General features: G+C 69.8%; 21 protein-coding genes and 1 other RNA gene. 20 read left to right on the top strand and 2 right to left on the bottom strand.

Features of this window, described 5'->3' with window-relative positions; genetic code table 11:
- Positions 1 to 31: 31 nt before the first annotated feature.
- The 16 genes from rnpB (at position 32) to Q7T09_RS19230 (ending at position 15,359) form a co-directional block, all read left to right on the top strand.
- An RNA gene (gene rnpB / locus Q7T09_RS19155) (RNase P RNA component class A) lies at positions 32 to 413 on the top strand.
- 324 nt (positions 414 to 737) lie between these two features.
- Positions 738 to 1,205 carry a division/cell wall cluster transcriptional repressor MraZ gene (locus Q7T09_RS19160; RefSeq protein ID WP_304701801.1) on the top strand — a complete coding sequence of 156 codons (468 nt, stop codon included), beginning with the start codon at positions 738 to 740 and terminating at the stop codon, positions 1,203 to 1,205.
- Positions 1,202 to 2,131: a 16S rRNA (cytosine(1402)-N(4))-methyltransferase RsmH gene (gene rsmH / locus Q7T09_RS19165; protein WP_304701802.1), complete on the top strand. Its 930-nt coding sequence runs from the start codon at positions 1,202 to 1,204 to the stop codon at positions 2,129 to 2,131. Before Q7T09_RS19160 ends, rsmH begins: the two co-directional genes overlap by 4 nt.
- On the top strand, positions 2,128 to 2,451 hold the full coding sequence (locus Q7T09_RS19170) for a cell division protein (protein ID WP_304701803.1): 324 nt from the start codon (positions 2,128 to 2,130) through the stop codon (positions 2,449 to 2,451). Before rsmH ends, Q7T09_RS19170 begins: the two co-directional genes overlap by 4 nt.
- Complete coding sequence (locus Q7T09_RS19175) at positions 2,448 to 4,190, top strand: penicillin-binding protein 2 (protein WP_304701804.1); 1,743 nt, start codon at positions 2,448 to 2,450, stop codon at positions 4,188 to 4,190. Before Q7T09_RS19170 ends, Q7T09_RS19175 begins: the two co-directional genes overlap by 4 nt.
- Positions 4,190 to 5,644: a UDP-N-acetylmuramoyl-L-alanyl-D-glutamate--2,6-diaminopimelate ligase gene (locus Q7T09_RS19180; protein ID WP_304701805.1), complete on the top strand. Its 1,455-nt coding sequence runs from the start codon at positions 4,190 to 4,192 to the stop codon at positions 5,642 to 5,644. Before Q7T09_RS19175 ends, Q7T09_RS19180 begins: the two co-directional genes overlap by 1 nt.
- Complete coding sequence (gene murF / locus Q7T09_RS19185) at positions 5,641 to 7,029, top strand: UDP-N-acetylmuramoyl-tripeptide--D-alanyl-D-alanine ligase (RefSeq protein ID WP_304701806.1); 1,389 nt, start codon at positions 5,641 to 5,643, stop codon at positions 7,027 to 7,029. The genes Q7T09_RS19180 and murF overlap by 4 nt, the downstream gene beginning before the upstream one ends.
- Positions 7,029 to 8,138, top strand: coding sequence for a phospho-N-acetylmuramoyl-pentapeptide-transferase (gene mraY / locus Q7T09_RS19190; protein ID WP_304701807.1), 1,110 nt, complete (start codon positions 7,029 to 7,031; stop codon positions 8,136 to 8,138). Before murF ends, mraY begins: the two co-directional genes overlap by 1 nt.
- Positions 8,139 to 8,156: 18 nt before the next feature.
- Positions 8,157 to 9,572, top strand: a complete 1,416-nt coding sequence (murD, locus tag Q7T09_RS19195) for a UDP-N-acetylmuramoyl-L-alanine--D-glutamate ligase (protein WP_304701808.1) — start codon at positions 8,157 to 8,159, stop codon at positions 9,570 to 9,572.
- On the top strand, positions 9,569 to 10,741 hold the full coding sequence (ftsW, locus tag Q7T09_RS19200; protein ID WP_304701809.1) for a putative lipid II flippase FtsW: 1,173 nt from the start codon (positions 9,569 to 9,571) through the stop codon (positions 10,739 to 10,741). Before murD ends, ftsW begins: the two co-directional genes overlap by 4 nt.
- Positions 10,742 to 10,750: 9 nt before the next feature.
- The gene (gene murG, locus Q7T09_RS19205; protein ID WP_304701810.1) at positions 10,751 to 11,848 is read left to right on the top strand and encodes an undecaprenyldiphospho-muramoylpentapeptide beta-N-acetylglucosaminyltransferase; all 1,098 of its coding nucleotides are present in this window, start codon (positions 10,751 to 10,753) and stop codon (positions 11,846 to 11,848) included.
- A gap of 61 nt (positions 11,849 to 11,909) precedes the next feature.
- Positions 11,910 to 12,089, top strand: coding sequence for a hypothetical protein (locus Q7T09_RS19210; RefSeq protein WP_304701811.1), 180 nt, complete (start codon positions 11,910 to 11,912; stop codon positions 12,087 to 12,089).
- A 77-nt stretch (positions 12,090 to 12,166) separates the two neighbouring features.
- Positions 12,167 to 12,424: a type II toxin-antitoxin system RelE/ParE family toxin gene (locus Q7T09_RS19215; protein WP_304701812.1), complete on the top strand. Its 258-nt coding sequence runs from the start codon at positions 12,167 to 12,169 to the stop codon at positions 12,422 to 12,424.
- Between the two features lie 78 nt (positions 12,425 to 12,502).
- Positions 12,503 to 13,918 (top strand): UDP-N-acetylmuramate--L-alanine ligase, encoded by a 1,416-nt coding sequence (murC, locus tag Q7T09_RS19220; protein WP_304701813.1) that lies wholly within the window; start codon positions 12,503 to 12,505, stop codon positions 13,916 to 13,918.
- Positions 13,915 to 14,820, top strand: a complete 906-nt coding sequence (murB, locus tag Q7T09_RS19225) for a UDP-N-acetylmuramate dehydrogenase (protein WP_304701814.1) — start codon at positions 13,915 to 13,917, stop codon at positions 14,818 to 14,820. Before murC ends, murB begins: the two co-directional genes overlap by 4 nt.
- Positions 14,790 to 15,359, top strand: coding sequence for a histidine phosphatase family protein (locus tag Q7T09_RS19230; protein ID WP_304701815.1), 570 nt, complete (start codon positions 14,790 to 14,792; stop codon positions 15,357 to 15,359). The genes murB and Q7T09_RS19230 overlap by 31 nt, the downstream gene beginning before the upstream one ends.
- Positions 15,360 to 15,377: 18 nt before the next feature.
- On the opposite strand, the gene Q7T09_RS19235 is transcribed toward Q7T09_RS19230, so the two are convergent.
- Both Q7T09_RS19235 and Q7T09_RS19240 read right to left on the bottom strand, forming a co-directional pair.
- Positions 15,378 to 16,064, bottom strand: coding sequence for a VOC family protein (locus Q7T09_RS19235; RefSeq protein WP_304701816.1), 687 nt, complete (start codon positions 16,062 to 16,064; stop codon positions 15,378 to 15,380).
- A 19-nt stretch (positions 16,065 to 16,083) separates the two neighbouring features.
- Positions 16,084 to 16,731, bottom strand: coding sequence for a TetR/AcrR family transcriptional regulator (locus Q7T09_RS19240; RefSeq protein ID WP_304701817.1), 648 nt, complete (start codon positions 16,729 to 16,731; stop codon positions 16,084 to 16,086).
- A gap of 77 nt (positions 16,732 to 16,808) precedes the next feature.
- Between Q7T09_RS19240 and Q7T09_RS19245 the strand changes: the two genes are divergently transcribed.
- The 4 genes from Q7T09_RS19245 (at position 16,809) to Q7T09_RS19260 (ending at position 23,640) form a co-directional block, all read left to right on the top strand.
- Complete coding sequence (locus Q7T09_RS19245) at positions 16,809 to 17,960, top strand: S9 family peptidase (RefSeq protein ID WP_304701818.1); 1,152 nt, start codon at positions 16,809 to 16,811, stop codon at positions 17,958 to 17,960.
- 32 nt (positions 17,961 to 17,992) lie between these two features.
- Positions 17,993 to 19,165, top strand: coding sequence for a hypothetical protein (locus tag Q7T09_RS19250; protein WP_304701819.1), 1,173 nt, complete (start codon positions 17,993 to 17,995; stop codon positions 19,163 to 19,165).
- 364 nt (positions 19,166 to 19,529) lie between these two features.
- Positions 19,530 to 21,623: a protoglobin domain-containing protein gene (locus tag Q7T09_RS19255; protein WP_304701820.1), complete on the top strand. Its 2,094-nt coding sequence runs from the start codon at positions 19,530 to 19,532 to the stop codon at positions 21,621 to 21,623.
- 211 nt (positions 21,624 to 21,834) lie between these two features.
- Positions 21,835 to 23,640, top strand: a complete 1,806-nt coding sequence (locus tag Q7T09_RS19260) for an acyclic terpene utilization AtuA family protein (protein WP_304701821.1) — start codon at positions 21,835 to 21,837, stop codon at positions 23,638 to 23,640.
- Positions 23,641 to 23,738 lie beyond the last annotated feature (98 nt).

The following is a 23,738-nucleotide window of genomic DNA, read 5'->3' on the forward strand; positions in this document are numbered from 1 at the left end:
GCGAGGCGTCTGCGCCCATCTAACGCGCGGACCAGATGGCTGGGCGGTCGCGCCTGCTTCGGCAGGCGAGGAAAGTCCGGGCTCCACGACGACATGGCGGTGGGTAACGCCCACCGGGGGTGACCCTAGGGATAGCGCCACAGAGAGCAGACCTCCGGAGCTTCGGCGCCGGGAAGGGTGAAAGGGTGCGGTAAGAGCGCACCGCGGACCCAGCAATGGGGACGGCATGGCAAGCCCCGCCAGGAGCAAGACCGAATAGGGGTGTCGCGCCGGTTCGCCGGTAGGGTTGTCGTAGACCCGAGACACCCGGGTAGGTCGCGAGAACCGTCCAGCGATGGGCGGTCCAGAGGAATGATCGCCAATGCCCGCCTCGGCGGGCGGCACAGAACCCGGCTTACAGGCCGTCTGGTCCATCATTTCCCACAGGCCGAGATACGCAGAGCAAGGGCGCGAACTCAGCCGTCGCGCGCGACTCTAGCTATCCACAACCTATGCGACGTTCCGCCGCTATATTTAACGAGTTCTCTGTATGTTCTGTGGAGTGTTTACCGGCGTTAACCATAGTTGTCTGCGACATCTTTGAATCCGCGCTAAATAGTCATTCAGAGGCATTGTCGCCCAGTTGAGCCCGTGTTAACCCAGTTCTTGTTCGCTGGGTGCTGGGGCCGCGTCGGTTTGGGTCCTCAAGGCGGCGTGAGGGCGGCCCGATCGGGGGCGAGAAACTGGGGGGCGGCGGGATGTTCGTCTCGACGTTCGAGAAACAGCTGGACGCGAAGCGGCGCATCGTTGTGCCGCAGGAGTTCCGCGCTCTCGCCTCTGGCCCCTTCGACGGAATCATCTGCTTTCCTTCCATCGAGGCCGACTGCATCGAGGGTGGCGGCAAAGCCCTGCTGGACCGTTACCTAGGCGTGATCGACGAGATGGATTTCGGCGACCCCCTGCGTTCGGCCCTGGAGACCTCGATCCTCGGCGGCCTGGCCAAGATGAGCTTCGACACCGCCGGCCGCGTGACCCTGCCCGAGGGGCTCTGCGACATGTTCGGCCTCAGCGACTGGGTCGTGGTCGTGGGGCTCGGCGACCGGTTCCAGATCTGGGAGCGCGAGGCGTTCCAGGCCCACCGCGCCGCCCAGCGCGAGATCGCCCGCGAGGGCCTGGCCCAGCTGCGCGGCGCCCAGCGCGCCGCCCGCGCCGGGGTCGGTTCATGAGCGCCCCCCATGTCCCCGTCTTGATGGCGGAGGTGATCGAGGCCCTCAAACCGGGTCCCGGCCAGCGGATCGTCGACGGCACCTTCGGGGCCGGGGGCTATTCGCGGGCCCTGCTGGCCACGGGGGCGGAGGTCATCGCCTTCGACCGCGACCCCACCGCCCGCCGGTTCGCCGAGGGCCTGGGGGAGCGTTTCCAGCTGATCGAGGCCTGCTTCTCCGAGATGGACGAGCGGCTGGGCGAGGGCTCCGTCGACGGCGTCGCCCTGGACCTGGGCGTCTCCTCCATGCAGCTCGACGAGGCCGACCGCGGCTTCTCCTTCATGCGCGACGGGCCGCTGGACATGCGCATGGGGGCCGAGGGTCCCACCGCCGCCGACCTGATCAACACCGCCGAACCCGCCGAGCTGTCGCGGATCTTCTGGGTCTATGGCGAGGAGAAGAAGGCCCGCCGCATCGCCGGCGCCATCGCGCGGCGCCGCGAGGAGCAGCCCTTCGAGCGCACCCTGGAGTTCGCCGACTTCGTCGAGCGGGTCCTCGGCGGACGCCGCGGCGCCAAGGTCCATCCCGCCACCCGCACCTTCCAGGGCCTGCGCATCGCTGTGAACGACGAGCTCTCCGAGCTGGAGGCGGGCCTAGTCTCGGCCGAGCGCGTCCTGAAGCCGGGCGGCCGCCTGGCGGTGGTGACCTTCCATTCGCTGGAGGACCGCATCGTGAAGTCCTTCTTCACCCCCCGCGCCGGCCAGACCCCGGCCGGCTCGCGTCACCTGCCGCCGGCCCAGGCCGGCGCCGCCCCCAGTTTCGAGCTGATCTTCAAGGGGGCTCACCCCCCGTCCGAGGCCGAGATCGCGGCCAATCCCCGCGCCCGTTCGGCCAAGCTCCGCGCCGCGGTCCGCACCGCCGCGCCGGTCTGGAAGGAGGCCGCATGAGCCTGCTGGATCGCCGGGTCCGAGGCTTCCGCCTCGTGGACGTCGTGGCCCTGGCCCTGCTGATGGCCCTGGTGATGTCGGTCTATCTGGCCAAGACCATCGCCGGCCGCGAGCGCTCCGAGATCGCCTTGGTGGAGCGCCAGATCGCCGCCGAGCACGCCCGCATCCGCCTGTTGAAGGCCGAGGTCAGCCATCTGGAGCAGCCAACCCGCATCGAGCAGCTCTCCACCGGCTATCTGGGCCTGGCGCCCATCTCCGCCAAGCGCGAGGTCACGCCCGACGCCCTGGCCGAGATCGCGCGCAAGGAGCCCGCGTCTTGAGCCTGGCCCATCCCAACTTCCAGGCGCCCGGCTGGGGCTGGCTGAAGGCGCGGCTCTGGGGCTTGGAGCACGCCTTCGAGCGCGCCAAGGCGGCCGGCAAGGCCGAAGACGACACCCGCATCCGCATCTTCTTCGTGGCCGCCATGTTCGCCGCCGGCTTCGTGACCCTGGGGATCGGCGCCACCCGCATGGCCCTGTTCTCCGACGCCGGCCGCGGCAATGGGCTGGCCGGTCCGGTGGGCGCCGCCCGCGCCGACCTCACCGACCGCAACGGCGCCATGCTGGCCGCCGACCTGCTGCACTACGGGCTCTATGTCGATCCGCGCGAGATCTGGGACACCGCCGAGACCCGCCGCGCCCTGCACGCCGCCCTGCCGGGCCTGTCCCCGGCGCGGCTGGAGCGCGCCCTGCGCGGCGAGCGCCGCAGCTTCCTGGCGGGCGGCCTGACGCCGGAGGTGCGCGGCCGCATCCACGAGCTGGGCCTGCCCGGCGTCACCTTCGAGCCCGAACAGCGCCGGCTCTATCCCTTGGGCGTCACGGCGGCTCACCTGATCGGTTTCGCCGACACCGGCGGCGAGGGGCTGTCGGGGGCGGAACTGGCCCTGAACGACGCCATTCGCGGCGGCGCCCCCAACCATGTGGCCACGCCGCTCTCCATCGACCTGCGGGTGCAGGCCGCCCTGGAGGACGAACTCTACAAGGCCGCCGCCGCGCACCAGGCCAAGGGCGCGGTGGGGATCATCACCAATGTCCACACCGGCGAGGTCCTGGGCATCGCCTCCTATCCGACCTTCGACCCCAACCTGGCCGGCAAGGCGACGCCCGAGCAGCTGATCAACCACGCCGCGGCCTCGGTCTATGAGATGGGCTCGACCTTCAAGGTCTTCACCGTGGCCATGGGGCTGGACTCCGGGACCGCGACGCTCGCCTCGACCTTCGACGCCCGCCAGCCGGTGAAGATCGGCAATCAGGTGATCCACGACTACCACGCCGAGAACAAGATCATGTCGGTGGCCGACATCTTCATCCACTCGTCGAACATCGGCACCACCAAGCTCGCCCTGCAGGCCGGCTCTGCCACGGTGCAGAAGTATTTCAAGGCCTTCGGCCTGACCCGCGCCGCCCCGGTGGAGCTGTCGGAGAGCGCCAGACCGATCGTGCCCCGCCATTGGAACGAGAACGACGTCGCCTCCACCTCCTTCGGCCACGCCATCTCGGTCTCGCCCCTGGCGGTCGCCGCCGGCATGGGCGCGATCCTGAACGGCGGGACCTATGTGCCGCTCACCATCCGGCCGATGAAGCCGGGGACCCGGCCCGAGGGAACCCGCGCGGTCTCCGAGGCGACCTCGCGGGCCATGCTGGACCTGATGCGGGTCAATGTCGTGCGGGGCACCGGCGGCAAGGCCAATGCGCCGGGCCTGCGGGTCGGCGGCAAGACCGGCTCGGCCAACAAGATCGTCGGCGGCCGCTACTCCAACAACCTGCTGATCTCGTCCTTCGCCGCGGTCTTCCCTGCCGACGGGCCGCTGGAGGCCGACCGCTATTTCGTGCTGATCCTGATGGACGAGCCCAAGGGCACGCCCGAGACCTTCGGTTTCGCCACCGGCGGCTGGACCGCCGCGCCGCCGGCCGGCCGGGTGATCGACCGCGTGGCGCCCTTCCTGGGCGTGGCCCGTCGGCCCGACCTGGTGACCGCGGCGCCCGCCGAGGCCGTCGTTCCCATCGAGAGCGAACACTGATGGGCGTGCGGCTTTCAGACCTGGTGGCCCGCGACCTGGCCGTCGATCCGATGATCGAGGGCGTCACCGCCGACAGCCGCAAGGTGAAGCCCGGCTTCCTGTTCGCCGCCCTGCCGGGGAGCAAGGCCGATGGCCTGGCCTTCGTGCCGAGCGCCGTCGCCGCCGGCGCCGCCGCCGTGATCGCGACGGCAGAGGCGCCCGGCGTCGACGTCCCCTTCGTCGTGACCTCCGACCCGCGCCGGGCCTATGCGCTCGCCGCCGCCGCCTTCTGGAAGGTCCAGCCGGCCACGGTGGTGGCGGTGACCGGCACCAACGGCAAGACCTCGGTGGCCGCCTTCTGCCGCCAGATCTTCAACGCCGGGGGCCATCGCGCCGCCAGCATGGGCACGCTCGGGGTCTACGCCACCGGGCCGGACGGCTTCGAGGCCCAGCTCACGCCGCCGGGCCTGACCACGCCGGACGCCGCCGACGTCGCCGAGCTGATGAGCCGGCTGGTGGAGCTGGGGGTGACCCATCTGGCCCTGGAGGCCTCGTCCCACGGGGTGGATCAGCGTCGCCTGGACGGGGCGCGGATCGCCGCCGCCGGCTTCCTGAACCTGACCCAGGACCACCTCGACTATCACGTCACGATGGAGGCCTATCGCGACGCCAAGCTGCGCCTGTTCACGACCCTGCTGCCGCGTGGCGGGACCGCCGTGCTGAACGCGGACTCCGACGCCTATGACGCCTTCGCCGCCACCGCCGTGACCCACGGCCAGAGCGTGATGTCGGTGGGGGAGGCGGGGCAGGGGCTGACGCTCGTTTCTCGCACGCCGTCTCCCGAAGGCCAGCGGCTGACCATCCTGGCCCAGGGCCGGACCTATGAGGTGAACCTGCCCCTGGTGGGCGGTTATCAAGCCTCCAACGCCCTGGTGGCCGCGGGCCTCTGCATCGCCGCTGGCGAACCCGTGGCCGGCGTCATGAAAGCCCTGGAGACCCTGGAGGGCGCGCCGGGCCGGCTGCAACTGATCGGGACGGGCGCGAAGGGCGGCGTCGCCTATGTCGACTACGCCCATACCCCCGACGGCCTGGAGACGGTGCTGAAGGCCCTGCGGCCGCACGTCGAGGGCAAGCTGATCGTGGTGTTCGGGGCCGGCGGCGACCGCGACCGCACCAAGCGTCCCCTGATGGGCGCCATCGCCGCGAACTTCGCCGACGTCGCCATCGTCACCGACGACAATCCCCGCGGCGAGGACCCCGCCGCCATCCGCGCCGAGGTCATGGCCGGAACGACCGGCATGCGGAACATCGGCGACCGCCGCGCCGCCATCCGCGCCGGCGTCGCCCTGCTGGCGGCCGGCGACGTCCTGGTGGTGGCCGGCAAGGGCCACGAGCAGACCCAAACCATCGCCGGCGTCGTCCACCACTTCGACGACGTGATCGAGACCGACCAGGCCCTGCGAGGCAAGCCATGAGCCTCTGGACCGCAGACGAGATCGCCCGGGCGACCGGCGGCAAGGTGGTCGGCGACTTCGCCGTGGACGGCGTCTCCATCGACACCCGCTCCATCGAGACCGGCGATCTGTTCGTGGCCCTGGCCGGCGTCCGAGACGGCCATGAGTTCGTGGCCCCGGCGCTCGCCAAGGGCGCGGCCGGCGCCCTGGTGAGCCAGACGGTCGAGGGTCCCCACGTCCTGGTGGAAGACACCTTCAAGGCCTTGGAATTGCTGGGGGAAGCGGCCCGGATTCGCGCAGTCCAAACCCGCCGCGGGGCCGTCACCGGCTCGGTGGGCAAGACCAGCGTCACCCAGGCGGTCCGCGCCGGTCTGATGCTGGCGGGCAAGGCCCATTCGTCGGTGAAGAGCTACAACAACCACATCGGCGTGCCCCTGACTCTGGCCCGCATGCCCCGGGACACCGAGCGCGCCGTGTTTGAGATCGGCATGAACCACACCGGTGAGATCACGCCGCTCACCCGCTTCGTGCGGCCCCACGCTGTGGCCATCACCACCGTGGGCCCGGTCCATGTGGAGAACTTCCCGGACGGCGAGATCGGGGTGGCCTGCGCCAAGGCCGAGATCTTCGACGGCCTGGAGCCGGGCGGCGTGGCGATCCTCAACGCCGACAACAAATGGTTCGACCTGCTGAGCGACGCGGCCCGCGCCGCCGGCGGCAAGGTGCTGAGCTTCGGCGCCGGCGAGGCCTGCGACGCCCGCCTGATCGACTTCCAGCCCCAGGCCGGCCACGCGGTGGTCCAGGCCCGGCTGCATGGCAAGGCGCTCGACTTCCCGATCCTGCAGACCGGCTTCCACTGGGGCCCCAACAGCATGGCCGTGCTGCTGATGCTGGAGGCGCTCGACGTGTCCCTCGGCGACAGCCTGGCGGCCCTGGGGTCCTTCGAGCCCCTCGAGGGCCGGGGGGCCGAGAAGACCATCCGCCTGGCCGGCGGGGCCTTCACCCTGATCGACGAGAGCTACAACGCCAACCCGATCTCCATGACCGCGGCCTTCGCGACCCTGGGCGCCCGCAAGACCTCGGGGCGGCGGATCGTCGCGCTGACCGATATGCTGGAGCTGGGGGAGGGCGGTCCCGCCTTCCATGCCGGCCTGGCCGAGCCACTCGAAAAAGCGGCCATCGACCTGGTGTTCTGCGCTGGTCCCCTGATGAAATCCCTGTGGGACGCCCTTCCGTCGACTCGGCGGGGCGGCTACGCCAAGTCCGCGGCCGAGCTTGCGCCGCAGGTCGCCCGGGCCGCAGAGCCCGGAGACCTGGTGATGGTGAAGGGGTCGAACGGTTCGAAGGCGGGCGCGGTGACAGCCGCGCTGGTCGCCCTCGACGCGCGTTCCGGGGAGGCGGGCTGATGCTCTATTGGCTGTATGAGCAGATGTCGGCGGGCGGCCATGTGCCGATCCTCAACCTGCTGAAATACCTGACCTTCCGCACCGGCATGGCGCTGTTCACGGCCCAGATCGTGGTGGCCCTGATGGGCTCGCGCTTCATCCGCTGGATGCAGGCCAAGCAGGGCAAGGGCCAGCCGATCCGCGCCGACGGCATCGCCCGTCACGTGGTGGAGAAGGCCGGCACGCCGACCATGGGCGGGGTGATGATCCTGGCTGGCCTGCTGGTGGGCACCCTGCTGTGGAGCGACCTGTCCAACGTCTATGTCTGGGCGGTGCTGCTGGTGACCGTGGGCTACGGGATCCTGGGCTTCACCGACGACTACGCCAAGGTCACCAAGCAGACCACCGAGGGGGTGTCGGGCAAGGTGCGGCTGGTGCTGGAGGCGGTGATCGCGCTGGCCGCCGTGGCCCTCATCGTCATCTATGGCGGCCGTCCGCCCGAGGCGCCGGACCTGGCGACCTCCGTCGCCTTCCCGGTGTTCAAGGGCCTGCTGCTGGACATGGGCTGGTTCTACCTGGCCTTCGGGGCCTTCATCATCGTCGGCGCGGCCAATGCGGTGAACTTCACCGACGGCCTGGACGGCCTGGCCACCGTGCCGGTGATGATCGCCGCCGCCGCCTTCGGCCTGATCACCTATCTGGTGGGCAACTACGTCTTCGCCCGCTACCTGCAGCTTCATTTCGTCCCCGGCGTGGGGGAGGTGGGCGTGTTCTGCGGGGCCATGATCGGGGCTGGCCTGGGCTTCCTCTGGTATAACGCGCCCCCGGCCAAGATCTTCATGGGCGACACCGGCTCCCTCGCGCTCGGCGGGGCCATCGGCACCGTGGCCGTGGCCACCAAGCACGAGATCGTGCTGGGGATCATCGGTGGTCTCTTCGTGCTGGAGACCCTGTCGGTGATGATCCAGGTCGCCTCCTTCAAGCTGACAGGCAAGCGGGTGTTCCGCATGGCCCCGATCCACCACCATTTCGAGAAGCTCGGCTGGTCGGAATCCACCGTGGTGATCCGCTTCTGGATCATCGCCGTGGTGCTGGCCATCCTGGGCCTCGCCACCCTGAAGCTGCGGTAGGGAGGGCGTGAGCAGGTCATGATCCCGGTCCGCGGCTTCGAAGGCAGGACGGTCGCCGTTTTCGGCCTGGCCCGCACGGGTCTGGCCGCCGCGCGCGCGCTGGTGGCCGGCGGCGCCCAGGTGGCGCTGTGGGACGAGCGGCCCGAGGGCCGCGCCGCAGCCCAGGCCGAGGGCCTGCCGCTGGTGGACCTGTCGACCGCCGACTGGAGCGGCTTCGCCGCCCTGATGCTGTCGCCCGGCGTGCCGCTCACCCATCCCGAGCCGCACTGGACCGTCACCAAGGCCCAGGAGTGCGGGGTCGAGATCGTCGGCGACATGGAGCTGTTCGCCCGCACCGTGAACGCCGCGCCCGAGCACAAGCGCCCGAAGATCGTCGCCATCACCGGCACCAACGGCAAGTCCACCACCACCGCCCTGATCGGCCACATCTGCGCCTCGGCCGGCCGCGACACCCGGGTGGGCGGCAATATCGGCATCGGAGTCCTGGGCCTGGAGGACATGCACGGCGGGGCGGTCTACGTCCTGGAGATGAGCTCCTACCAGCTCGACCTGACCTCCAGCCTGAAGCCCGACGTGGCCATCCTGCTCAACGTCTCCCCCGACCACCTGGAACGCCACGGCGGCATGGAGGGCTATGTCGCCGCCAAGCGCCGCATCCTGCTCAACCAGGGCAAGGGTGACACCGCGGTCATCGGGGTGGACGATCCCTGGGGCCAGCGGATCTGCACCGAGATCACCGCCGCCAACCGCCGCACCATCGTGCCGATCTCGGCGTCGAAGGCCATGGGCCGGGGCGTCTACGCCCTGCAGGGCCTGCTCTACGACGCCACCGGCGAGCGCGCCGTCGAGGTCGCCGACCTGCTGCGGGCCCGCTCCCTGCCGGGCCGCCACAACTGGCAGAACGCGGCGGCGGCCTATTCCGCCGCCCGCGGCCTGGGGATCTCCGCCGAGGACGCCGCCGAGGGCCTGATGAGCTTCCCGGGCCTGGCGCACCGGATGGAGACCGTCGGCCAGCTCGGCCGGGTCCGCTTCGTCAACGACAGCAAGGCCACCAACACCGACGCCGCCCGCCAGGCCATGTCGAGCTATCCCAGGTTCTACTGGATCGCCGGCGGCCAGCCGAAGACCGGCGGCATCGACGCCCTGGCCGATCTCTTCCCGAAGATCGAGACGGCCTATCTGATCGGCGAGGCCACCGAGGCCTTCGAGGAGACACTGAAGGGCAAGGCCCAGACCGTGGCCTGCGGGACCATGGAGGTCGCCGTGGCCAAGGCCTATGCCGACGCGGCCGCCAAGGGCCAGGACGCCGTGGTCCTGCTCTCGCCGGCCTGCGCCTCCTTCGACCAGTTCGCCGACTTCGAGGCCCGGGGCGAGGCGTTCCGCGCCGCCGTCCAGGGCCTGACCGCGCCCGCGGCCAAGGGCGCGCGCGCATGAATCCCACCCAGGCGCACGCCTTCGCGCGCAGCGACCGCACCCCGGTCGGGGTGTGGTGGTGGACCATCGACCGCTGGATGCTGGGCGCCCTGGGGGTGCTGATCATCCTGGGGGTGATGCTGTCCTTCGCCGCCAGCCCCTCGGCCGCGGCGCGGATGAATGTCGGCGACCCCTTCCACTTCGCCGTGCGCCAGTGCCTGTTCGCCGCCGTCGGCGCGGTGATCCTGGTCTCCACCTCGATGCTGGACACCAAGGGCGTGCGGCGGGCGGCCTTCTTCATCTACATCGCCGCCATCGCGATCATGGCCGTGCTGCCCTTCATCGGCCACAACGCCAAGGGCGCGACCCGCTGGATGGAGTTCGCCGGCTTCACCCTGCAGCCGTCGGAATTCATGAAGCCGGCCCTGATCATCCTGGTGTCCTGGATGTTCGCCGAGGGGCAGAAGGGCCAGGGCGTGCCCGGCGTCACCATCGCGTTTGGGCTCTACCTGCTGTCGGTGGGCCTGCTGCTGATCCAGCCGGACGTCGGCCAGACGGTGCTGATCACCGTGGCCTTCGGGGCGGCCTTCTGGATGGCCGGGGTGCCGCTCTCCTGGGTGATGCTGCTGGGCGGCACGGCGCTCGCCGGCCTGTCCTCGACCTATTTCCTCTTCCCCCACGTGGCCAGCCGCGTGGACCGTTTCATCAGCCCCGACCGGGCCGACACCCACCAGGTGGACCGCGCCGCCGAGGCCATCGCCGCCGGCGGCTTCTTCGGGCGCGGCCCGGGGGAGGGCGTCATGAAGCGCCACGTTCCCGACCTGCACACCGACTTCATCTATTCGGTGGCGGCCGAGGAGTACGGCCTGGTCTTCTCCCTGATCCTCATCGCCCTGTTCGCCTTCATCGTGATCCGCGGCCTCTACAAGGCCATGAAGCTGAGCGATCCGTTCCAGCAGGTGGCCGCGGCCGGCCTCTTCGTCCTGGTGGGGGAGCAGGCCTTCATCAACATCGCGGTGAACCTCAACATGATCCCCACCAAGGGCATGACCCTGCCGTTCATCTCCTATGGGGGCTCCTCCATGCTGGCCATCTGCCTGACCTTGGGCCTGGCGCTCGCCCTCACCCGGCGTCGCCCGGGGGCCTATTCCCAGGGTGAGGGCCTCGCCAAGTCCGCGGCCTTCGCCTAAAGCGCACCCATGCGCAAGATCGCCGTCGTCGCCGCCGGAGGCACCGGTGGGCACCTCTTCCCCGCCCAGGCCCTCTCCGAGGCCCTGATCGCCCGTGGTTGGCGCATCGTGCTGGCCAGCGACGAACGGGTGGCGGCCTTCGCCGAGAGCTTCCCGGCCGAGGAGCGCATCGGCCTGTCGGCCCGCACCTACAAACCCCGTGATCCCGTCGGCATGGCGCTGGCCGGCCTCTCGATCCTGCGCGGCGTCATGCAGGCCCGCGCCGCCTTCCGGCGCATCAAGCCCGACGTGGTGGTGGGGTTCGGCGGCTATCCCTCGGTGCCCGGCCTGCTGGCCGGGATCACGCTCAACCTGCCCACCGTGATGCACGAGCAGAACGCGGTCATGGGTCGGGCCAACCGCCGGCTGGTGAGCCATGTGAAGGCCGTGGCCTGCGCCTTCCCCATGCTGCAGAAGGCCCCGCCCAAGGTCGCCGACAGCGCCGTGGTGGTGGGCAATCCGGTGCGCCCGGAGATTCGCGCCCTCTACGACCTGCCCTACGTCCCGCCCACCGCCGACGGGCCCATCCGCATCCTCATCACCGGCGGCAGCCAGGGCGCTCGCCTGCTCTCGGAACTGATGCCCGAGGCCATCCGCATGTTGCCCGAACCCCTGCGGGCGCGCCTGAAGGTGCAGCAGCAGACCCGCGCCGAGAGCATGGAGAACGCGCGGAAGATCTATGCCGACGCCATGGTTGAGGCCGAGATCGCCCCCTTCTTCCGCGACATGGCCGGCCGCCTGAAGGACGCCCACCTGGTGATCGGCCGCTCCGGCGCCGGCACGGTCTGCGAGTTCGCCATCGCCGGGAAGCCGGCCATCCTGATCCCGCTGGCCATCGCGCTGGACGACGACCAGGGCCAGAACGCCAAGGTCATGGCCGACGCCGGCGGGGCCCAGGTGGCGCGCGAGCACCAGCTCACCGTCGACTCCATGGCCAACGCCCTGGAGAAACTGCTGACCAATCCCGACCGCCTGGCCCGCATGGCCGCCAGCGCCCGCTCCATCGCCAAGCCCGACGCCGCCGAGCGCCTGGCCGACCTGGTCGAAAAGACCGCAGCCAGGTCCTAGAGCCTGACTCTCCCACGCCCATTTGATGACCCATGCGTCCACGTGGTAATGTGAAATTGCAATGAGCCGTCGCACCGTCATGTCATCTGCAGCCCGCCCGCCCGAAACGGCCAACGTGCCGGGCGAAAGCGCGGAGGATCGTCGTGACCGCGAAATCCTGGAGCGCGCTCGACAGGATCTCCGCGCGGGCCGCCTGGACGTCACCTCCCTGGAAGAGGCGAAGCGCGAACTCGGTGACTAGGGGCCTCCCGAACCGTCTCCCGCTCCGATACGTCGTGACAGCACGATCGACCCGATAGAGACGTTCGGGGCGCGGGCATGACGTACAGGCTGACAATCACGCGGGACGCGGTGAAGGCGCTGGGGGCCATCCAGAAGCGGGACCGCGCGCGAATTTACGAACGCCTGGATCAGCTTGCGGCCGATCCCTTCAGCACGTCGGGTGTGAAGAAGCTGAAGGGCCAGGACAACTATCGGCTGCGTGTCGGTGACTATCGCGTGCTCTACCTGGTCGAAGACGCCGAACTGCTCATCGTCGTCGTCGACGTGGGTCATCGACGAGAGGTCTATCGTTGACGTTTGGCGCACCGCCATATCGATCCGAACGCATAATCGAGGTCCCCCTCGGGACAAACGCACACTAGGTTCCTTGTCATGAATCGCCGCCCTGTCCCGTTCCCCGTCGGCCCCGTGCACTTCATCGGCATCGGCGGGATCGGCATGAGCGGCATCGCCGAGATCATGCGGCGCATCGGCTACAGCGTGCAGGGCTCCGACGCCAAGGCCAGCGCCAACACCGAGCGGCTGGAGAAGCTGGGGATCAAGGTCTTCATCGGCCAGGGGGCGGCCAATATCGAGGGCGCCTCTGCCATCGTCTATTCCACCGCCATCAAGGCCGACAACCCCGAGATGCTCGCCGCCCGCGCCCGGCGCCTGCCCCTGGTGCATCGCGGCGAGATGCTGGCCGAGCTGACCCGTCTTCAATTCTCGGTGGCGGTGGGCGGCACGCACGGCAAGACCACCACCACCTCCCTGGTGGCCGCCCTGCTGGACGCCGGCGGCATGGACCCCACCGTGGTCAATGGCGGCATCATCAACGCCTATGGCACCAACGCCAAGGTCGGCGAGGGCGAGTGGATCGTGGTGGAGGCCGACGAGAGCGACGGCACCTTCCTGAAGCTGAAGTCCACCTGCGCCATCGTCACCAATATCGATCCCGAGCACCTGGACTATTACGGCGACTTCGACGCGGTGAAGAAAGCTTTCCAGGACTTCGTGGAGAACGTGCCCTTCTACGGCTTCGCCGCCGTCTGCACCGACCACCCCGACGTTCAGGCCATGGCCGCCAAGGTCGTCAACCGCCGCCTGATCGCCTACGGGACCAACCCCCAGGCCGAAGTCCGGGCCGAGAAGATCAGCATGGGCCCCGACGGCTCGCGCTTCGACGCCGTCATCGCGCCGCGCGACGCCGAGCCCATGCGCTGGGAGGACCTGCACCTGCCGATGGCCGGCCAGCACAACGTCATGAATGCGCTGGGCGCCATCGCCATCGCCCGCGAGCTGGGGGTGTCGGAGGCCGACATCCGCAAGGGCCTGACCACCTTCGGCGGGGTGGGGCGGCGCTTCACCACCGTGGGCGTCGCGAACGGAATCCGCATCATCGACGACTACGGCCACCACCCGGTGGAAATCTCCGCGGTGCTGAAAGCCGCCCGCGCGGTCACGGGCGGCCGGGTGATCGCCGTGGTGCAGCCGCACCGCTATTCGCGCCTGCACGACCTGTTTTCCGAGTTCTGCGGCTGCTTCAACGACGCCGACGTAGTGATCGTCTCCGACGTCTACACCGCCGGCGAGAGCCCCATCGCCGGCGCCGACCGCGACGGCCTGGTGGAGGGCCTGCGCCGTTTTGGCCATCGCCGCGCCGTGGCCCTGGAGAGCCCGGCGGCGCTCGCCCGCGTCGTGGCCGACGAGGCCAAGGTCGGCGACCTGGTGGTCTGCCTCGGCGCCGGCGACATCACCAGCTGGGCCTACGCCCTGCCGGCCCAGCTTGAGGCCCTGGCCGCCACGTGAGCTGGCGCGACAACCTCCCCAAGGCGCGCGGCAAACTGCTCAGCGACGAGCCCCTGGCGCCCTTCACCTGGTTTCGGGTGGGCGGGCCGGCCGACCTGCTGTTCCTGCCGCAGGACGAGGACGATCTCGCCGACTTCCTGAAGGGGCTGGACCCTTCCGTGCCGGTGACGGTCCTGGGGGTCGGCTCCAACACCCTGGTCCGCGACGGCGGGGTCGATGGCGTGGTGATCCGCCTGGCCGGCCGAAGTTTCGGCAGGATTGAGCCGCGCGGGAACAATCGCATCTATGCCGGCGCCGCGGCCCTGGACGCCCTGGTGGCCCGCGAGGCGGCCAAGGCCGGCATCGCGGGCCTGGAGTTCTATCGCGGCGTGCCCGGCTCCATCGGCGGCGCGACCATGATGAACGCCGGCTGCTACGGCGCCGAGACCAAGGATGTCCTGGTCGAGGCCTATGCGGTGACGCGGGCGGGGGAACGGAAGACCTTTTCCAACGCCGAGATGGGCTTCTCCTACCGCAAGTCGGCCAAGGCCGCCGAGGGGGGCTTGATCTTCACCGGCGCCCTCTTCGAGGGGACCCCCGACGACCCCGCCGCTGTCGAGGCCCGCATGGCCGAGATCACCGCGCGGCGCGAGACCACCCAGCCGATCCGCGAGAAGACCGGCGGCTCGACCTTCAAGAACCCCCCCGGTCACTCGTCCTGGAAGCTGGTGGACGAGGCCGGCTGGCGCGGAAAACCCTTCGGCGGCGCCATGTTCTCGCCCTTGCACGCAAACTTCCTGATCAATACCGGGGAGGCGACCGCCGCCGATCTGGAAGGGTTGGGCGAGGCGGTGCGCGCCGACGTTAAGGCCAAGACCGGGATCGAGCTGGAATGGGAAATCAAGCGCGTCGGCCGGCCCTGATCCTGGTCAAGCACGGCAAGCCGGCCATCGTGCCCGACGTGCCGCGCTCCCTATGGGCGCTATCGGACGAGGGGCAGGCGTCGGCCTCCCGGTTGGCTGGCAAGTTGGCCAGGTTCGATCCGAAATTCCTGTTCGCCAGTCCCGAACTCAAGGCCCACGACACCGCCGCCGCCATGGGCGAGGTCCTGGGTCTGGCCGTGCGGACCGACGAGGACCTGGCCGAGCACCGCGCCGACCACAATCCCTTCGTCTCCGCCGCCGAGATCGAGGCCCTGATCGAGCGCGCCCTGCGCGACCCCGATCACCTGATCATGGGCGAGGAGACGGGGGCGGCGGCCCGGGAGCGTTTCGCCGCGGCCATGGAACGGGTCGCCGCGGCGGGGGAGGGGACCAAGGTTGTGATCGCCCACGGCCGGATCATCAGCCTGTGGCTCAGCGCGGAACTCGGCTTCGATCCGGTCCCGTTCTGGCGAAGGCTGGGCTTCACCTCGGCGGCGGTCCTGGCCGAACATGGCGACCTGGAGATCATCGATCCCTAAGGGCGGGTTCAGCCGCCTTCACCCGGCCGGCACGGGCGGCTCGGTATAGGAGGCCGAGGCGGTGATCACCTCGTCGGGGACGGCTAGCATCGCGCGGTACTGCGCCTCCGGATAGGCCATGTGGGGCTTGTCGGCGGCATAGGGGGGCTGGGGCGCCGGGCTCGGGCCGGAATAGGCGGCCGGCGCCTTGAAGCGCTCGGCTTCCTCGGCGCTGATGCCGGCCTTCTCCAGGGTCGTGGGATCGATCCAGCGGGCGGGATCGATGGCCTCGCTCGAGGTGGCCACCTCCAGGGTCATGTGGTCGGGACCGGCGAAATAGATCGAGCGGCACATGCCGTGGTCGATCGGGCCGATGACATTGACCCCATGGCTGCGGATGCGGTCGCGCATGGCGATCAGGTCGGCGTCGCTGTCGGCGCGGAAGGCCAGGTGCTGCAGGGTCCCGGGCGCGCAGGGCAGGGCGCCGGTGCCCGAATGGGTCTTGCCGAGCTCGATCGGGATCTTGTCCACGTCCGGCAGCTGGACGATCGAGAAGTAGCTGTGGTCGTTCATCCGCAGGAAGGCGTGCAATCCGCCCGGCACGCCGTGCATGTCGAACAGGGCCACCAGCGGGCAGCCCATCACCTCGGAAAAGAAGGCGATGTGTTTCTTGATGTCCCCGGCCATGAAGGCCAGGTGATGGATGCCGGTCGGTTGCTGTCCCATGGGTTTCCTCGGTCGTTTTCTATGGGGTTGTCGGGTGGGTGAGCAGGCCGCCAAGGATGGCGTCCAGGATCATCTGTTCGTGGGCCTGGCGCGCCTCGGGGGCCGAGGGGTCCATGCCGAAGCTGACGCCCATCATGGGGGCCAGGTTGATCACCCCGGCGCTGGCCGCCTGCAGGGTAATGACCAGCATGGGGGCCGGAAAGGGCTTCAGGGCGCCGCTGTCGATGGCGGCCTGGGCGATCTCCGCCAGCCGCCGGTTGCGCGGGCCGGTCAGATGGGCGTCCAGCCAGGCCAGCCGTTCGCCGCCGGCCATGCCCTCCAGCGCGACGATCCGGCCGAGAGCCGGGTGTTTCCAGCTGATGCGCAGGAACAGCTTCATGGCCATGCGCAGCTGGACCTCGGGCGGGGCGTCGGCCATCGCCTCCAGCAGCCGCTCCTCCTCGGCGATCACCGCGCCCAGCTGCAGCATGGCGGCGCGCCAGAGACAGGCCTTGTCGTCGAAGTGGTAGTGCAGGGTCGCCTGGGAGACGCCGGCCGCCGCGGCGATCTCGCCCATCGTCACCCGCTCGAAGCCCAGGCGGGAGAACAGCTCCAGGGCGGCCTCGCGGATGCGGCCGGCCGTCTGCGGTCCCTTGCGGGTCGGCGGCGCGGCCACGGCCTCCAGCATGGACTTGACTCCCCAGTCAGGATTTCTGACTTTCTAATCAGAAACACAGGCCGGAGCAACGGCCGTGGGAGGCCCTCATGAAGATCCTGCGCGAGCCCTATGGCTATGCCTATGCCGAGAAGAGCCGGCTGAAGGAAACCTATGGCGGGCCCGAGGGGCAGGTCTTCGTCGAGTGCATGCGCATCCGGCCGGAGACGGGCGAGTCCAAGACCGTCATCCTGTTCAGCCACCCGATCGGGGGCGGGTCGTTCCTGCCGCTGGTGACCGCCCTGGCCCGGGCCGGGCGGCACGTCATCTATTGCAACACCCGCTACCGGGGGAACGACACCGCCCTGATCCTGGAGAAGTGCGTCCTGGACCTGGGCGCCTGCGTCGCCGACCTGAAGACGCGGTTCGGCTACGAGAAGGTGGTGCTGGGCGGCTGGTCGGGGGGCGGCTCGCTGTCGCTGTTCTACCAGGATCAGGCCGAGCACCCGACGATCACCGACACCCCGGCCGGCGATCCCGTGGACCTGGTGGGCGCGGGGCTGCAACCGGCCGACGGCGTCCTGCTGCTGGCCGCCCATATCAGCCGCTCGGTCACCATGACCGAGTGGATCGACCCCTCGATCCTGGACGAGGCCCACCCCTTCGAGCGGGACCGCGAGCTCAACATCTACGACCCCGACTGCCCCAACCAGTCGCCCTACGCGCCTGAGTTCGTGGCTCGGTTCCGCGCCGCCCAGATCGCGCGCAACCGCAGGATCACCGCCAATGCGCGACAAACCCTGGCGCAGCTCAAGGCCGCGGGCGATCCCGACATGGAGCGGCCCTTCGTGGTCTACGGCACCATGTGCGACGTCCGCTGGACCGACCCCACCCAGGACCCCTCCGACCGCCGGCCCCACACCTGCTATCTGGGCGAGCCGCGGATCGCCAATGACGGGCCGGTGGGGCTGGGCCGCTTCACCACCCTGCGCTCCTGGCTGTCGCAGTGGAGCTATGACGAGAGCCGGGCCAACGGCGTCAAGAACGCCGCCAACATCAGCTGCCCCACCCTGACCATCAACAACACCGCCGACCTGGCCTGCACGCCCAGCCATGCGCGCCGCCTGTTCGAGGCGCTCGCCTGCGCCGACAAGACCTATGTCGATATCCAGGGCGCCGACCACTACTACATCGAGCGTCCCGACCTGCTGCCGACCGCCGTCGCCGCCGTCACCGGCTGGCTGGACGCGCGCGGGTTCTAAGGCCCCTCATGCAGGAAATGGGAGGCCACGAGATGACCGATACCGCCGCGCCGGGCCGCGACTGGGCCGCCTGGGCCGACGACCTTTCCGGACGCCTGGCCGAGCGGGCCGAGGGCGCCGAGGCGCTTCGCCGCCTGCCCGACGCGACCCTGGACGAGGTGTTGGCGGCGGGGTTCTTCAGCCTCCTGACCCCGCCCGCCGTGGGCGGGGAAGGCGCCGGCTTCCCGCTCTTCATGGACGTGTCGCGGCGCCTGGCCCAGGGCTGCGCCTCCAGCGCCTGGACGCTCTCCTTCCTGGCCCTGCACGCCTGGATCCTCTGCAAGTTCACCCCGCAGCTGCAGGCCGAGCTGTTCGCCGGCGGCGCGGTCCCGCTGGCCCCGGCCCCCCTGGCGCCCACCGGCCAGGCGGAGAAGGTCGAGGGCGGCTATCGGATCGGCGGCCGCTGGGAGTGGGCCACCGGCGTCAATCACTCCGACTGGGTGATCGTCAATTGCGTCGAGGCCGGCGCCATGGGGCCGCGCTTCTGCGTCCTGCCGCTCGCCGAGGTGTCGGTGGAGGACGTCTGGCGCACGGCGGGCATGGCGGCCACCGGCAGCAACACCATCGTCGCCAAGGACCTGTTCGTCCCGGAGCACCGGACGGTCCCGGCCCTGCTGCTGAAGTTCGCCCCGTCGCCGGGCGAGGCGATCCATCCCGGGACCACCGTCAACTATCCGATGTCGGCGACCCTGGGCCTGGTGGCCGCGACCCCGGCCCTGGGCGCGGCGGAGGGCGCCCTGCGCGCCTTCACCGACCGGATGAAGATCAAGCTGCAGGCCTATAGCGGCGCGAAACAGGGCGACCTGCCCATCACCCATCTGCGGCTGGGGGAGGCCATCGCCACGGTGCGCGCGGCCCGCCTGGTGTGGGAGGACGCCGTCCGCCTGCTGGAGCGCGACGGGCCGCTTGGCCACCAGACCCCGCTGGAGACCCTGCTGGCCCTGCGCCTGGCCTCGGCCGACATCGTGCGGCTGGCCAACCAGGCGGTGAACAGCCTGGCCGCCGCGGCCGGGGCCAGCTCGGGATTCCTGAACGCCCCGCTGCAGCGGCATCTGCGGGACCTGCAGATGATGCGCGGCCACGTGATGTTCGACTGGGACCGCACCGCCCAGATCGCCGGCAAGATCGCGCTCGGCCAGGAACCGGCCGCCTCGGATCTGCTCTGACTCCATCGCGCTCCTAGGCGCCTGTCTCGGCGGGGGGTTACTGTCACCCCAAGACGCGCGTCGGGAGCCGCCGGCCCTGATCCTGGTCGCCCACGGCCGGATCATCAGCCTGTGGCCGAGCGCGGAGCTCGGCTTCGAGCCGGTCCCGTTCTGGCGCCGGCTGGGCTTCACCTCCGCAAAGACTGGGACGCCCGGGCGCCGCAACCACAGCGCGCCGAACGGTGATGATATCGTCCCACGCTCGTGACCATGTGTCGCGGAGCCGACATAAGTTGGAAGAACGCGGGTGCGGCTAAGGTCCGATTAACCTCGCTGGACCCTGGTCGAAGCGGGGATGGACTCCGGGAGGTCGAGGAGCAACCGCATGACATCGCATTCCGATATGCGCCAGCGCCTCGACTTCATCAGGCTCGGGGCCCGCGACGTCACGGCTCTGCGAGGGCTCCGTCCGCTGATGCAAGGGGCCATTCCGGTCGCCCTGGACGCCCTCTACGAGCGGATACTCGCCTTCCCGGAGACCGCGCGGTTCTTTCCAGACGACGCCGCCCTCTCCGGGGTCAAGAACCGCCAGCAGTCTCATTGGGAGCGCATCTTCGAGGCTCAGTTCGACGAGGATTATGCGGGCGCCGCGCGACGGATCGGCGAGGCCCATGCCCGGATCGGCCTGAACCCCAGCTGGTACATTGGCGGATACGCCACGGTGCTCCAGCATCTCGTCGAGGCCATCGTCCGTGAGAGCGCGACGCGCCCGACCGAGGCCATGTCGACCGGGACGTCCATCGGGGCTCTGATCAAGTCGGTCTTGCTCGACATCGACCTCTCCGTGGCCGCGTATCTGGAGGCCAGCGAACAGGCTCGGGCGCAGGTCGAGGCGGCGGCGTTGGTCGAGGTGCAGGCCGCGCTCGAACGCACCAGACGCTCGGAGCAGCGGCTGGAGCTCGCCCTGGAGATCGCCGATGTCCATGTCTACGAGATGGACTATGTCCGGCGCGAACTGATCAAGGCCGGGGCCGAGGACACCTTCTTCACCGAGCCAAAGACCTACGAGGAGCTCTACCGGGACATCTATCGGATCATCGATCCGCGTGATCGCCCCGACGTCGAGGAGGCGTGGCGACGCCACCTTGAGGACGGCGCGCCCTACCGCCCCGAGTACCGGGTGGTCCGCGCCGACCACAAGGAGGTCTGGGTCTCCGCCGCCAACAGGCTGATCGCCGACCCGGATGGCCGCCCCCTCCATCTGATCGGCGCCCTTCAGGACATCACCGCCCGCAAGGCCTCCGAGCAGGCCCTGCTGCGGGCCAAGGAAGACGCCGAGACCGCCAACCTGGCCAAGTCGACCTTCCTGGCCACCATGAGTCACGAGATCCGAACGCCGCTCAATGGCATCCTGGGCATGGGACAGGTGTTGGCGAAGGAGGACCTGACCGAGCGGCAGCATGGGCAGGTGAAGGTCATCCTGCAGTCGGGCGAGATGCTGCTGAGCCTGCTCAACGATCTGCTGGACATCTCCAAGATCGAGGCCGGAAAACTGACCATCGAGGAGGGTGAGGTCGATCTTGCCGAGATCGCCCGCTCGGCCTTCGCCAACCTCCTGGCCATGGCCGCCGAGAGAGACATCGCCGTGACCCTGGAGATCGCGCCGGAGGCCGAGGGGATCTTCAAGGGGGACCCGACGCGCGTCCGCCAGATCGTCAATAACCTGGCCTCCAACGCCCTGAAGTTCACCACCGAGGGGCAGGTCGCGCTGGTGGTGTCGAACCCGGACGGTCAATTGCGCTTCGCCGTCCGCGACACGGGGATAGGGATATCGGCGGGCAAGATCGGCGAACTGTTCCAGAAATTCACCCAGGCCGACCCCTCGATCACCCGAAGGTTCGGGGGCACGGGCCTGGGCCTGGCGATCTCCCGCGAACTCGCCCGTCTGATGGGCGGCGACGTCACCGTCGAAAGCGAGGAAGGTGTCGGCTCGACCTTCACCGCGAGGCTCCCCCTGGCGCGGTCGGAAGCCCCGCGGCAGGCCTCCGCGCAGGCGGCGGCCAACGAAGCCGAATTCGACGATCCTGGCGCGCTTCGCATCCTGGTCGCCGAAGACAATCCCGTGAACCAGATCGTCATCCAGACGATGCTGCAGCAGGCGGGGCTCAATCCCGTGGTCGTCAACGACGGTCAGGAAGCCGTGGACGCCTGGCGGACGGCGAACTGGGACCTGATCCTCATGGACGCCCAGATGCCGGTCATGGATGGGCTGACCGCGACCCGGGTCATTCGCCAGGAGGAGGCCGGACGGGGTGGCGCACGGACGCCCATCCTCGCCCTGACGGCCAATGTGATGGCTCATCATCTGAGTTCCTACATGCAGGCCGGCATGGATGGGCTGGTCGGCAAGCCCATCGACGCGGCCAAGCTGTTGATCGCGATGGAGGCGGCGCTGGACGAGGCGCAATTATCTGGCTAGCAGCCGGACGGCATGTGGCCCCAATTTGGGTGAAAATGCATTCAGTTGCGCCCCTGCGTTTGCCCTGTCGTCGCAATCCCCTCACGGCGTGGATACGGGCAGGGCGGGTGGCCGCGCCTTGGCCTCGCGCCCTGCCGCCGAACCCCTCTTGGCGCCCCTTACGGCAGGGGACTAGCTGTCGCCCGGACATTCGCGTTGGGAGGCGCCGGTCATGGGCAAGGTGGTCAGAATCGGCGGGGCCGGCGGTTTCCTGGGGGATTCCTCCGTGGCCGCCCCACAGCTGCTCAAGGGCGGCAAGCTCGACTACATGATCCTCGACTACCTGGCCGAGGCCACCATGTCGGCGCTGGGCCAGCTCAAGGCCGCTCGGCCGGACCAGGGCTTCGCCCGCGACTTCACCGAATGGGTCTGGAAGGACAACCTCCAGGAGCTCAAGGCCCAGGGGGTGAAGATCGTCACCAATGCCGGCGGCCTCAACCCCCAGGCCTGCCGCGCGCGGATGGAGGAGCTGGCCGCCGCCGCGGGCCTTAGCTTCAAGATCGCCGTCGTCGAGGGCGACGACCTGATGGACCGGCTGGGCGACCTGTCCGCCCGCGGCCTCACCGAGATGTTCACGAACGCGGCCTTCCCCGATCCCGCCCACGTCTTCACCGCCAACGCCTATTTCGGCGGCCGGCCCATCGCGGAGGCGCTCGCCGCCGGGGCCGACATGGTGATCACCGGCCGGGTGGTGGACAGCGCGCTGGCGCTCGGGCCGCTGATGCACGAGTTCGGCTGGACCGACGACGACCACGACAAGCTCTCGGCCGGCTCGCTCGCCGGCCACGTCATCGAGTGCGGCGCCCAGGCCACCGGCGGCCTGTTCACCGACTGGGAGGAGGTCCCCGACTGGGCCCACATCGGCTATCCGGTGATCGAATGCCAGGCCGACGGCGGCTTCGTGGTCACCAAGCCGCCAGGCACCGGCGGCCTGGTCTCGCCGGCCGCCGTGGCCGAGCAGATCCTCTACGAGGTGGGCGATCCCCAGGGCTACGCCCTGCCCGACGTGGTCTGCGACTTCACCCAGGTGAAGGTGGAGGCCGTGGGGCCCGACCGCGTACGCGTCACCGGCGCCAAGGGCTATCCCGCCAGCGGGGCCTACAAGGTCTGCATCACCTTCGAGGACGGCTACCGCTTCATCGGGGCCATGCCGGTGGTGGGCCGCGACGCCGCCCGCAAGGCCCAGCGCCAGGCCGAGGCCCTGCTGGAGCGGCTGGGCGACATGCTGCGCGACCGCAACCTGCCGCCCCTGCGCGACAGCCGCATCGAGCTCTTGGGGGCGGAGTCCTCCTACGGCGCCCAGGCCCGTCCCGAGGCGATGGCCGTGCGCGAGGTGGTCGCCCGGGTCGGCGCCGAGCACGAGAGCGCCGAGGCCCTGGGTCTGCTGGCCCGCGAGTTCGCCTCGCCCACCACCTCCATGAGCGTCGGCTCCACCGGCTGGTTCGGCGGCGCGCCGACCATCACCCCGGTGGCGCGGGTCTATTCCGTCCTGCTGCCCCGCACCGAGGTCCCGGCGGTCGTGTCGGTTGGGGACAGAACCTTCACCGTCGAGGCGGTTCCGCCAGCCAAGCCCTTCGACCCCGCCATGGTCACCCGCCCGGAGGTCCCCACCGCTCCGGCCGACGAAGCGGTCATCCAGGTTCCCCTGATCGACGTCGCCTGGGCCCGCTCAGGCGACAAGGGCGACGCCTTCAACATCGGGGTCATCGCGCGCCGGCCGCAATACCTGCCCTGGATCCGCAAGGCGCTCTCACCCCAGGCGGTGCAGGCCTTCTTCGCCCACGAGTTCGAGGGGGCCAAGGCGCCCCAGGTGATCGCCTACGACCTGCCGGGCCTCCAGGCCCTGAACCTGCACTGCATCCAGGCGCTCGGCGGCGGCCAGTTCTCCAGCCTGCGCCTGGACCCGCTGGCCAAGGGCAAGGCCCAGCAACTCCTCGACATGCCCATCGACATCCCCGCCCGCCTGCTGGCGCGGTGATGTCCTGGCTGGTCAGGATGACCGAGCGACGGCGGCTCAGCTGTCCTTCTCCCCTTGCGGGAGAAGGTGGCCCTGCGGAGCAGGGTCGGGGTCGCACG

Source organism: Phenylobacterium sp., from assembly GCF_030645195.1.
Taxonomy (GTDB): Bacteria; Pseudomonadota; Alphaproteobacteria; order Caulobacterales; family Caulobacteraceae; genus Phenylobacterium.